Annotated in this window: 7 protein-coding genes and 2 pseudogenes; 4 read left to right on the forward strand and 5 right to left on the reverse strand. The window is 68.0% G+C overall.

The window, feature by feature from the left end; translation table 11 throughout:
• Positions 1-47 precede the first annotated feature (47 nt).
• From ptsP to ASE91_RS14720, 3 genes are all read left to right on the forward strand, one after another.
• Positions 48-2,549, forward strand: a complete 2,502-nt coding sequence (ptsP, locus tag ASE91_RS14710; RefSeq protein WP_056627593.1) for a phosphoenolpyruvate--protein phosphotransferase — start codon at positions 48-50, stop codon at positions 2,547-2,549.
• Complete coding sequence (gene nagE / locus ASE91_RS14715) at positions 2,546-4,228, forward strand: N-acetylglucosamine-specific PTS transporter subunit IIBC (protein WP_056627368.1); 1,683 nt, start codon at positions 2,546-2,548, stop codon at positions 4,226-4,228. The genes ptsP and nagE overlap by 4 nt, the downstream gene beginning before the upstream one ends.
• 214 nt (positions 4,229-4,442) lie before the next feature.
• Positions 4,443-7,463, forward strand: a complete 3,021-nt coding sequence (locus ASE91_RS14720) for a TonB-dependent receptor domain-containing protein (protein ID WP_082454055.1) — start codon at positions 4,443-4,445, stop codon at positions 7,461-7,463.
• A gap of 60 nt (positions 7,464-7,523) precedes the next feature.
• On the opposite strand, the gene ASE91_RS14725 is transcribed toward ASE91_RS14720, so the two are convergent.
• On the reverse strand, positions 7,524-8,528 hold the full coding sequence (locus ASE91_RS14725) for a N(4)-(beta-N-acetylglucosaminyl)-L-asparaginase (protein WP_327196790.1): 1,005 nt from the start codon (positions 8,526-8,528) through the stop codon (positions 7,524-7,526).
• A 61-nt stretch (positions 8,529-8,589) separates the two neighbouring features.
• Positions 8,590-9,753, reverse strand: coding sequence for a radical SAM family heme chaperone HemW (gene hemW / locus ASE91_RS14730; RefSeq protein WP_056627373.1), 1,164 nt, complete (start codon positions 9,751-9,753; stop codon positions 8,590-8,592).
• Positions 9,754-9,773: 20 nt separating this feature from the next.
• On the opposite strand from hemW, the gene ASE91_RS14735 reads away from it, so the two are divergent.
• Positions 9,774-10,337, forward strand: coding sequence for a CAP domain-containing protein (locus ASE91_RS14735; RefSeq protein ID WP_235530505.1), 564 nt, complete (start codon positions 9,774-9,776; stop codon positions 10,335-10,337).
• 15 nt (positions 10,338-10,352) lie between these two features.
• Here the strand turns inward: ASE91_RS14735 and ASE91_RS14740 are convergent, their stop codons facing one another.
• From ASE91_RS14740 to ASE91_RS20725, 3 genes and pseudogenes are all read right to left on the reverse strand, one after another.
• A complete protein-coding gene (locus ASE91_RS14740) occupies positions 10,353-11,516 on the reverse strand; it encodes a carbohydrate porin (RefSeq protein WP_056627380.1) in 1,164 nt (387 codons plus the stop codon).
• 60 nt (positions 11,517-11,576) lie between these two features.
• A pseudogene (locus ASE91_RS20720) lies at positions 11,577-12,066 on the reverse strand (methyl-accepting chemotaxis protein); the annotation flags it as partial.
• A 1-nt stretch (position 12,067) separates the two neighbouring features.
• Positions 12,068-12,335, reverse strand: a pseudogene (locus tag ASE91_RS20725) (methyl-accepting chemotaxis protein); the annotation flags it as partial.

Consider the following 12,335-nt stretch of genomic DNA (forward strand, 5'->3'; position numbering starts at 1 on the left):
CCGCGCGGATCGCCGGGGGGGCGGACGTGCGCACGAAGGGGCCGACCATGACCGCCATCCTGCTGACCGCACCGGTGCAAGGCTGGGCAAACGCGCTCGACGACGTGCCCGACGCGGTGTTCGCGGGGCGGATGCTGGGCGACGGGATCGCCATCGACCCGACCGGCGGCACGCTGCACGCGCCGTGCGACGGGGAAGTGCTCACGCTCCATGCCGGCGGCCATGCCATCACCCTGCGCGGTGAGGGCGGGGTCGAGCTGTTGATGCACATCGGGATCGACACGGTGCAGCTGGGCGGCCGCGATTTCACCGCGCGGGTGGGGGTCGGCGACCGGGTCGAGCGTGGCCAGCCGCTGATCGATTTCGATCTCGACGCGCTCGTGCGGGCGGCACCGTCGCTGATGACGCCGCTGATCGTCACCAATGCCGATGCCTTTCGCATTGTCCGGCGTGAAACCGACCGCGTCGTCGGGATCGGCCAGCTGCTGATGACTGTCGAGCCGATCGCGGGGACGGTGTCTGCCACCCCGTCGATCGAGGGCGAGCGGATCGTCCAGCAGGTGCGCGTGGCGATGGCGCATGGCCTGCACGCACGGCCCGCGGCAAGGATCGGCGAAGTCGCGCGCGGCTTCGTCGCGACCAGCTGGCTGGGCAAGGACGGGGCCGAAGCCCGCACCACCGGCGCGGTCGGTCTGCTCGGGCTGGGCGTGCGGTTCGGCGACACGATCGACGTGATCGCGAGCGGCCCCGACGCGCGCGAAGCCGTTTCCGCGCTGGTGACGCTGATCGAAAGCGGCATGGGGGAGCGCGCCAGACAGGCCGCGACCAGTCCCGTGGTCACCCCGCCGCCGCCGGCGGCGGTCGCCTTGCCCGAGGGGCAGATGGCGGGCACGCTGGCGGCACCGGGCTATGCGATCGGTACCGCCCGCTGGCTGCGCGTCGCCGACATCACGGTGCCGATCGACGGCCAGGGCGCGGCGATCGAGGCGGCACGCCTTGATTCGGCGCTGTCGGCGGTGCGCGAGACGCTGGCCACGACCACCGGCGAGGGGGCGGCGATCCGCGCCGCGCATATCGCGTTCCTCGACGATGCCGATCTGCGCGACGCAGCGAACGGCGCGATCGGCGACGGGCGCGATGCCGGCCATGCGTGGCGCGCGGCAACGCGGGCGCAGGCGGCGACGCTGCGCAATCTCGGCGACGCGCGGCTGGCCGAGCGTGCCGACGATCTGCTCGACCTCGAACGGCAGGTGCTGGGCGAACTGACCGGCACACAGGCGGAAGCGATGACCTTCCCCGCAGGCACCATCCTGCTCGCCGACGATCTGCTGCCGTCGCAGGTGATGGCGATCGATCCGGCCAACGTCATCGGCCTCGCGGTCGAACGTGGCGGGCCGACCTCGCATGTCGCGATCCTTGCGGCGACGATGGGCCTGCCCGCGCTGGTCGCGATCGGCGCGCCGCTGGCAGCGATCGCCGATGGCGCGACGGTGATCCTCGACGCCGATGGCGGCGTGCTGCACGTCGATCCCGATGCGGCGACGCTGGCCGAGGCACGCGCCCATGCCGATCGCCGCAACGCTGACCGCGCCGCCGCGCTCGCCCATGCGACCGAAGCCTGTGTAACGCTCGACGGCGTCCGGATCGAGGCGTTCGCCAATCTCGGGTCGATCGAGGATGCGAAGGCGGCGATGGCCAATGGCGCGGAAGGGTCGGGGCTGCTGCGCACCGAATTTCTGTTCCTCGACCGCGACAGCGCGCCCGATGTTGCCGAACAGGCCGCGCTCTATGGTGCGATCGCCGCCGAACTCGACGGGCGGCCGCTGATCGTGCGGCTGCTCGATATCGGGGGCGACAAACCCGCCCCCTATCTGCCGATCGCGCCGGAGGAAAATCCGGCGCTGGGCCTGCGCGGCATCCGCGTCGCGCTGGCCATGCCCGATATTCTCGAAACCCAGTTGCGCGGCATATTGTCGGTGCAGCCGGTCGGGCAATGCCGGATCATGATCCCGATGGTCGCGAGCGTCGCCGAAATCGCCGCCGTGCGCGCGGTCGTCGACCGGCTGCGCGCCGAACTGGGCATCATCGACCGGGTCGAGGTTGGCATCATGGTCGAAACGCCGGCGGCGGCGGTCACTGCCGCGACGCTGGCGGCGCATGCCGATTTCCTGTCGATCGGGACCAACGACCTGACGCAATATGCGCTGGCGATGGATCGCGGCAATCCGGCGGTCGCCTCAGGCATCGACGGGTTGCACCCCGCCGTGCTGCAACTGATCGCGCACACGACCGACGGGGCCGCGCGGCATCGTCGCTGGGTCGGGGTGTGCGGTGGCCTTGCGTCGGATCGGCTGGCGATCCCGCTGCTGGTCGGGCTTGGCATCACCGAATTGTCGGCGTCCCCGCGCTTCGTGCCCGAATTGAAGGCGCTGGTCCGGCGGCTCGATACCCATCGCTGCCGGTTGCTGGCGGTCCGCGCGCTGGCGGCGGCATCGCCGGCCGAGGTGCGGACCATGGTTCGCGAATTTCTTCAGGAGCAGGGCGTATGAAGTCGATCGTCGAAACGCTGCAGCCGATCGGCCGCGCGCTCATGCTGCCGATCGCGGTCCTGCCGGTAGCGGGGCTGTTGCTGCGGCTGGGCCAGCCCGACCTGCTCGACATCGCCCTGCTGGCGGCGGCGGGCGATGCGCTGTTCAACAATCTCGGCCTGCTGTTCGCGATCGGCGTGGCCTGCGGCATCGCCCGCGACGGCAACGGCGCGGCGTGCCTTGCCGGCGTCGTCTGCTATCTGGTCGTCAAGAATGGCGGGCCGGTGTTCCTGACCGTACCGGCCGACGTGACGCATGGCTTCGATGCGGGGGTGGCGGCGACGCTGTCGGCGGCGTGGAAGGCAAAGGCCTTTGCCAAGCTCGACGTGCCGATCGGCATCGTCGCCGGGCTGATCGGCGGCCATGCCTATAATCGCTATGCGACGATCAAGGTGCCCGAATATCTGGCGTTCTTCGGCGGGCGGCGGTTCGTGCCGATCGTCAGCGGCGTGGTGGGCATCGGCATCGCCATCGTGGTCGGCCTGAGCTTCGGCGGCATCACCGCCGCGCTCGATCTGCTCAGCCGCGGACTGGTGGCGTCGGGCAGCTTCGGCCTGTTCGGGTTCGGCCTGCTCAACCGGCTGCTGCTCGTCACCGGGCTGCATCATATCCTTAACAACGTCGCGTGGTTCGTGCTCGGCGATTTCGGGGGGACGACCGGCGATCTGCGCCGCTTCTTCGCCGGTGATCCGACGGCGGGGGCGTTCATGGCCGGCTATTTCCCGGTGATGATGTTCGGCCTGCCCGCCGCATGCCTTGCCATGTACCGATCGGCGCTGCCCGACCGGCGCAAGGCGGTGGGCGGCATGTTGCTCAGCCTCGCGCTCACCAGCTTCCTGACCGGCGTGACCGAACCGATCGAATTCTCGTTCATGTTCCTCGCGCCCGTGCTGTACGCGATCCATGCGGTGCTGACCGGGCTGTCGATGGCGCTGATGGACTGGCTGGGGGTCAAGCTCGGCTTCGGCTTCTCGGCCGGCCTGTTCGACTATGTGCTGAACTATGGAAAGGCGACCCGGCCGCTGATGCTGCTGCCGGTCGGTGCCGTGTATTTCGCGCTGTATTACGGGGTGTTCCGCTTCTTCATCGTGCGGTTCGACCTGAAGACGCCGGGCCGCGATGCCAGTGCGCCGACCATGACCGGCGCCCCGGCCACCGGCGATGGCGCGCGCGGGCGGGCGTTCCTCGCCGCGCTGGGCGGCAGCGGCAACCTCGTCAGCATCGGGGCATGCACCACCCGGCTGCGGCTGGTCGTCGCCGATCAGGCGCTGGTCGACGAAGCGGCGCTGAAGGCACTGGGCGCGATGGGCGTGCTGCGCCCCTCGGCACGCGCGGTGCAGGTCGTGGTCGGCCCGATCGCCGATCAGGTAGCGGAAGAAATTCGCGAAGCCGGGGCCAACGGTCCGGCCGCCCCCCCGCCCCCGGTCCCGTCAGCCGAAGTGCCTGTCACGCAGCCCACCCTTCCGGCGGCGCTGATCGAGGCGTTGGGCGGGGCAGGTGCGATCCTGCGCGTCGAACCGCTGGCGGGCCGGATGCGCGTCGAACTGGCCCAACCGGCGACGATCGATCCCGCGACGTTGCCGGGCGTCCGCGCGGTGGCACAGCCGAGCGCGACGGTGGTGCATCTGTTGCTGTCATAGTCCGAAGGTGTGTTGCGGAATTAGCACGGCTGTTAGCAATACGTGTCGCATATATGGTATCTAGTTTCATTCGATATTGACCCGTGTGCGTGCTGGCGGAAAACTGTCGCACAGGTGAACAGGCCGTGCGACGTGACGGGTGACGGTGCGACCCGACTGGGCCGGACCCTTCCTCAAGCGACAAACGCGACGCTGCGCCAACAAGGGGGATTCAATGAAATCGATAACGAAGCTGCTGGCCACATCCTGTCTCGCGACGATGCTGGCTGGTACCGCCCATGCGCAGGTCGTGCCCGTAGAGGCACTGCCCGATACGAACACCGCGACGACCGACAAGGACGACGACGCGATCGTCGTCACCGGCACGCGTATCCGTCGGCCCAATGCCACGTCGGCCGCGCCGATCCAGTCGGTTACGTCGGAAGAAATCCGCTTGCAGGCGGCCGTCAATGTCGAGGACGTTCTCAACCGCTTGCCGCAGATCGCACCGGATGCGCAGCAGAATTATCAGGATTCGGACGGTCGCCAGCGGATCAAGTTGCGCAGCCTCGGCTTCGAACGCACGCTGACGCTGGTCGACGGATTGCGGCTGGGTACGCAGAACGGCGTCGATGCTGGCATGATCCCGGTCGCGCTGATCGAACGCATTGACGTCCTTTCCGGCGGTGCATCGTCGGTCTACGGCTCGGATGCCGTCGCCGGGGTCGTCAACTTCATCCTGCGCAAGGACCTGGACGGCATCAATCTGAATGCGAACTACAATTTCTACAATCACGAGAATAAGGACACGCTGGTCAGTCCCTATGCCCGCGCGGCGGGGTTCCCGGTGCCGCGTGGCCTGACCAACGACGGCGCGCGCGTCGATTTGACGCTGTCGGCAGGCACGAAACTGTTCGACGACCGGCTGAGCGTCATGGGCTTCGTCAACTATCGCAAGGCTGACCTGGTCCCTTACGATGCCCGCGCCAGCTCGGCATGTCAGCTGGTCGAGGCAGGGATCGATGGCCCGCTCAGCTGCTCGACCTCGACCTACACCCAGTACGGTTACCTTAGCCCGCGCGGCGGCACGCAGGCGAACCGTGTCTATGCCAACAACCCCGATGGTACCCGGACGTTCGTTCCGTTCGGCGTGGGCATCCAGGCGAATCCGTTCGACGGGTATTCGTACCAGCGCGAAAGCAACCGCCTGAATGCCGGCGGGTTCGTATCGCTGAAGCTGTCGGACGCGGTCGAGCTGTATGGTAACGGCTTGTGGTTCAAGGACAAGTCGTACAATCGTTTCCCGGCACGGGTGTTCAGCTTCACCGCCTATGGTTCGACCCCGTTCAGCGTGAACTGCAACAACCCGCTGATGTCGACGGCACAACAGGCCGCGATCTGCGGTACGGCGGCGGGTACGTCGACGCTGTTGCCGATCGAGGTACGCTATCGCTTTAACGCGCTGCCCTATTCGGCCGATCTGTACGAGAATCAGGGCATTCGCGCTGTCGGTGGCGTGCGCGGGACCATCGCCGAAGCGTGGAGCTATGACGTCGCCGGCGTCTATGTGCGCAGTCAGCAGGACGTGACCAATGGTCCGTTCCCGGAATTCGCGAAGATCAACCGGTCGCTGAACGTTGTCAACGTGGGTGGCACGCCGACGTGCGCCACGGGTACCGCCGACGGCTGCGTCCCGTTCGATGCCTTCACTGCGAACAACAACAATACGGCGCTCTACGATTATCTGTTCAGCGGTCGCGACGGTACGTACGGCAACGTCACTCAGTTGTTCGACGTGGTGGCCAACCTGTCGGGTGACCTGGGCAAGTACGGTATCACTGCGCCATGGGCGGACCAGGGCGTGGCATTCGCCATTGGTGCCGAATATCGCAAGGACCGTTTCCTCGGCACCGCCAACCAGGCGTTCCGTGACCAGAATGGCGGCGAGAACTTCCAGCTGCGCCAGAGCGTGAAGGAAGCCAACGTCGAAGTGCAGGTGCCGCTGGTCGAGAAACAGCGCTGGACCCATCTGTTGCAGGTCAATGCCGGCTATCGCCTGTCGAAGTACGATACCAATCCGGATACGTTCAGCACGTATAAGATCGAGGCGCTGTGGGCTCCGATTCAGGACGTCACCTTCCGCGGCGCGTTCAACAAGGCGCAGCGCGCGCCGACCGTGATCGAGATCCGGCAGGCGACCCAGCGGCAGTACGGCACGCAGGGTGGTTCGCAGAACGACTTCTGCGCCAGCACAACCGTTCAGGTACCCGATCCCACTGATCCCACGCGCACCATCACGCAAACCGTAGCACCGCGTGCGTCGATCGATGTCTGTCGCGCCACCGGCCTTGCGGATTCGCTGTATGGCAGCCCGACGCTGAACTGTCCGAACAACCAGTGCACGGTGTTCACCGGCGGCTTTACCGTCGATCCCGAAACCGCTTGGACCAAGACGTTCGGGGTGGTGCTCAAGCCGCGCTTCCTGCCGGGGCTGACCTTTTCGGTCGATCGCTTCCTGATCGATATCGATGACTCGATCGGCTATGCGGATTACAGCTATTGGCAGGAAGGCTGTCTGACGTCAGGCGGCGACTCGTATTTCTGCGACAAGATCGTCCGCGCGCCGACCACCGGTATTTTGTACAGCGCGCCGGCGAGCAATCCGACCTCGGGCTATATCCAGCAGGGTACGACCAACACGTACAAGACCAAGGCGCATGGTTGGGACTTCCAGGGCCAGTATGTTCTGCCGATCGACCGGTTCGGTACGCTCGACTGGATCTTTAACGGATCGTGGACGACGCTGGCTGGCAATCAGGAATCGCCGATCCGCGACGAACGCAACTGCGCAGGGCTTTTCGGCAATGGTTGCGGGCAGCTGATCCCGAAATGGACCCATGGCTTGCGCACCACCTACATCACGCCGGACAAGGTCGCGTCGATCTCGTTCAACTGGCGCTATGTCGGCTCGCTGACCCATGCAAAGAACTCGGGCGACCCCGCCGTCGGCGGTACGCCGGAGGACGCACGCAAGACCTTCTATCGCTTCGATCCGGTCAGCTATTTCGATCTGGCGGCGACGTTCGCGGTGGGTAAGCAGTTCACGCTCCGCTTCGCTGCCAACAACCTGCTCGACAAGGTGCCGCCGATCCTGCCGAACTCCTATGACGTATCGCTGGCGCGCAACAACACGATCCCGGCGCGCTACGACTCGCTGGGTCGTCAGATTTCGATTGGCGCTACCGTTAACTTCTGATCCTGCTTTTCGGGTAACGAACTGGCCCTGTCACCATCGCGGTGACAGGGCCTTTTCGCGTCAGGCGCTGCGCAGGCTCGCCGACTTCGACACCGTGCTGCGTCCGTCGTCGCCGGTGACGGCATAGGTGAAGCCCGGCAGGATCGCGAAGGCGCCGACCTGTCCACGCGCGTCCATCGCGAGGAAACCGACCTGCACCCCGTCGAGCGCCGACCCGCGCAACCGGGCGATATGCTCGACCGCTTCGCGACAGGCTGCCATGGGCGACATGCCGGCGCGCAGTGACGATACGACGCGGGCGGTGCCGGCGATGCGCGTCACTTCCTCGCCCAGACCGGTGGCGGTCGCGGCACCGACGCCGCCCTCGACGAACAGGCCGCTGCCGACCTGTGGCGAATCGCCCACCCGGCCGTGCAGCTTGAACGCCATGCCCGACGTCGTGCAGGCACCGGCGAGCGATCCGTCGGGCGCACGCGCGATCATGCCGATCGTGTCATGGTCGAGCGGCCCGCCGAGCGGGGCACGGGCGTTCTCGCTGTTGGCGGCCGGCGCGTATTTCGACGTTTTCAGCCATTTGCGCCATTCCGCCTCGGCTTCGGGTGTCAGCAGCTTCTCGGCGGTGAAGCCGTTGGCCAGCGCGAATTGCCGCGCACCATCGCCGACCAGGAAGGTGTGCGGGGTACGCTCCATCACCGCGCGCGCGACCGAAATCGGATGGGCGATATCCTCCATCGCCGCGACCGCGCCGACATGGCCCTTGTCGTCCATGATGACCGCGTCCAGCGTGACCCGCCCGTCGCGATCGGGATAGCCGCCCTTGCCCACCGAATGGTTGGTCAGGTCGGCTTCGGGCACCTGCGCCCCGGCTTCGAGCGCGTCGATCAGCGTGCCGCCGCGCTTGAACCGGGCGACGGCGGCATCGTTCGCGGCGGCACCGAAGTCCCACGTCGAAGCGACGCGCAGGACGCCGCTGGCGCGCGGCTGGGCGGGCAGGGTCGCCGATGCGGTGGCGGCGGCGAGGCCGGCGATCGCGGTACGGCGGGTGATGGTCGGCATGGTCGGCATGGTCGGCCCCGTTTTTACTGGTGATGCGCGGTTGTGCGCAGTCGCCGGGAGCGGGGCAAGCCTATACCGCGATCTCGCGCAGCACCGCGTCGAGCACCGGAAAACCCGCCGGGGTCAGCGCCAGCCGGTCGCCGTCGCGCGCCACCAGCCCCTGTCGCGCCAGCAGCGCCACCGCCGGGGCACGCACCACCGCATCGATCGGCCGTCCGCCCAGTGCCGCGACGCGGGCGAGGTCGATGCCCTCGCGCATCCGCAGGCCCATCACCAGCGCCTCGGTCACGCGTTCGTCGGGGGTCAGCGCATCCTCGCGTTCGATGCCGTGGCCGTTGCGCGTCACCGCCGCGATCCAGTTCTCGGGCTTCTTGCGCCGGACCGTCGCCAGCCCCTCGCGCCGGCCATGCGCGCCCGGACCGATGCCGGCATAGTCGCGATAGCGCCAATAGGTCAGGTTGTGGCGGCTCTCCGCGCCCGCACGGGCATGGTTCGACACCTCGTACAGCGGCAGACCGGCGACCGACATCATCGCCTGCGTGGTTTCGAACAGGTCGGCGGCAAGGTCGGGATCGGGCAGGGTCAGCGCCCCCTTGGCCGCCAGCGTCGCGAAGCGCGTGCCCGGCTCGATGGTCAGCTGGTACAGCGACAGATGCTCGGTCCCGAACGACAGCGCGCGGGCGAGTTCGGCTTCCCATGCCGCCAGCGACTGGCCGGGCCGGGCATAGATCAGGTCGAAACTGACCCGCGCGAAATGGCGCTGCGCGACGCCGAGCGCGGTCAGCGCCTCCTCGACGCCATGCGCGCGTTCGAGGAAGGCGAGGGCGTCGTCGTGCAACGCCTGCACGCCCAGCGACACGCGATTGACCCCGGCGGCGGCGATATCGGCGAAGCGGGCGGCCTCGACCGACGACGGATTCGCCTCCAGCGTGATTTCGATATCGTCGGTCGGCGGCCAGGCGCAGCAGGCGGCGTCGATGATCGCCGCGACCGTCGCCGGCGGCATCAACGACGGCGTGCCGCCCCCGAAGAAGATCGACGCCAGCCGCCGGTCGGGCAGTGCGGCGACCTCATGCGCCAGATCGGCGAGCAGCGCCTGCAACCACGCCGCCTGATCGACCGTATCGCGGACATGGCTGTTGAAGTCGCAATAGGGGCATTTCGATACGCAGAACGGCCAGTGGACGTAGAGCGCCAGCGGCGGCAGCGTGAGCGGAGGTTGGTCGGGCACCATCGCCGTCCCATATGGGCGTCATGCGATCGATACAAATACTGGCGCCGGTTTTGCTGCTGACCGGCTGTTCGTCGGGCGGCGAGGCAGGTCCCGAACGCATCGTCGAGCCGCGCGCGTTCGAGGGGCCGGCACCGCGCGGGCCGGCGCTGTTGCGACAGGCGATGGACGCGGGCCACCGGGCGGCGCGGGCGGCGGCGGGACTGGCCCCGCTCGGCTGGGACCCTGCACTGGCGCGCGATGCCGCCCGCCATGCCGATACGCTGGCAAAGACCGGTCGGTTCGAACATTCGGCGCAACCGCGCGGCGTTCCCGAGCAGGGCGAGAATCTGTGGACCGGCACGCGCGGTGCCTATCGCTACGACGAGATGGTCGGGCATTGGGTCGCCGAACGGCGCGACTATGTGCCGGGCGTGCTGCCCGCCGTGTCCCGCACCGGCAAATTCGGCGACGTCGGGCATTACACCCAGATCATGTGGCGGACGACGCAGCGGTTCGGCTGTGCCGAGGCGAGCAACGCGCGCGACGACTATGTCGTGTGCCGCTACGTGCCCGCCGGCAATGTCGCGGGACAGCGCGCCTATTAGGGGCCGGGGATGGTCCTACAGCACCTTCCACGCGACGATCGCCCGCAACCCCAGCACCAGCGCGTCGTCGGCATCGCGCAAGCCCCCGGGGCGGCGGACATATTGCACATCGGGTTGCAGCGTCAGGAACGGCGCGATCCGGTCGCTATAGGTCAGCTCGATCATGCCCTCCGATCCGGTCAGCGCCGGTTCGCCCGCCGGATTGGCGCGGCGATAGGGGGTGCTGAGATCGGCGCTGGCCATGCCGATCGACACCTGGCTGTCGGGACGGGCGGGCACGATGCCGCGTCCGGTCAGGCCGATCTGAAACCCGCCCGCGAACGGCGTCGTCCGCCCGTCGGACAATCCGGCGCGGGCAAAGGCGCGCCAGTGGCCCGCCTTGTCGGCCTCGCCCGCCAGATCCCGTTCGAGCAGTAGATAGACGCCGTGCGACGCGGCGGCACCGTCGGCCAGGGTGACGCCCGGCGGCGCGATACGCGGCTGGCGGCGGCTATAGGCCCAGCCGCCGATGCCGATCGCGGTGCGGCCCTGCAACCCGCCCTCGGCGACGAACAGCGTCGATCGTTCGCGGCCGGTATCGGCGGTGCCGCGCGGCGCGCGGATCGCCACCGCCTGCACATAGTGCCGCTCGTCCCCGGCGCGCAGGCGAATGGCAAGGTCGGTGCGCGGAAAGATCGACGGCCCGTTGGGACCGGTCGCGGCCAGTTCCGATCCGATGCCGAACGCCGGCGCGATCAGGTGCGCGGCGGCATCGCCGGCATAGAATTCGCTGTTCAGGTCGTATTTGCCGACCAGTATCGACAGCCGGTCGTCGGCAAAACTCTGCTGGAACCATGCCTGGTACAGCAGCAGCCCGGGCGCGCCGACCTCGATATTGTCGACGCCCTGCAAGGTACCGGCCAGGTCGTTGGGCCGCCCGCCCAGATTGTTGAGCAGGCTGACAACGGCGCTGCCGCCGCGCCAGCCGACCGCCCGGTCGAGGTCGAGTGCGGCGACCACGTCGAGATTGTCGAGATAGCGCGCCCCCCGCGTCTCGCCTGCCGCGACCCCGACGACATCGCCCTTATAGGCGAGGTCGAGCGACAAGGCGGATGCCGGCGCGTCGTCCTGCGCCCGGGCGGGGGTAGCAACACCGGTCAAAGCCAGCGTGGCAAGGCCGATGATCGATAGCCGAAACATGTTCGCTCCTCGTGGTGCATGGCCGCCGCCCGGTGCGACGGGCGGCGGCACCTGTCGGGGTCAGGCGGCCTGACCGAAGGCGGCGTCTTCGCTATCGGGTCCGCCCTGCGCCATATCGAGCGCGAAGCCACGGGCACGGGCCTGCTGGTCGGCAACCGTATTGGTCTTCGCCCTGGCCTTGGACGCGGGTTTGCCCTGCGGCTTGGGGGCCGGCTTGGCACGCGCCGATCCACCGGCCGCGTCGATCCGGAAGAAAGCGATGCTCGACTGCAGTTCCTCCGCCTGTCCGGCCAGTTCCTCGGACGTCGAGGTGATCTGTTCGGATGCCGATGCGTTCTGCTGCGTCACCTGATCCAGCTGTTGCAGCGCCTGGTTGATCTGCGACGCACCGATATCCTGTTCGCGGCAGGCCGCGCTGATTTCGGACACCAGTTCGGCGGTCCGGCGGATGTCGGGGACCAGCCTGGTCAGCATCTCGCCGGCCTGTGCCGCTGCCTGCACCGTGTCGCCCGATACCGCGCTGATTTCGGCCGCCGCGGTCTGGCTGCGTNCTTGCGGACTTCCGAGGCGACGACCGCGAAGCCGCGACCATGTTCGCCGGCTCGGGCTGCTTCCACCGCCGCGTTCAGTGCCAGCAGGTCGGTCTGGCGGGCGATCTCCTGCACGATGCCGATCTTCTGCGCGATCGTCCGCATCGCACCCACGGCGCGTTCGACCGCGACACCGCTGGCCTCGGCGTCCTTCGACGACTGGCGGGCGATCTTTTCGGTCTGGGCGGCATTGTCGGCATTCTGTTTGATGTTGGCCGCCATCTGCTCC

It is taken from the genome of Sphingomonas sp. Leaf62, assembly GCF_001421915.1.
Classification (GTDB): domain Bacteria; phylum Pseudomonadota; class Alphaproteobacteria; order Sphingomonadales; family Sphingomonadaceae; genus Sphingomonas.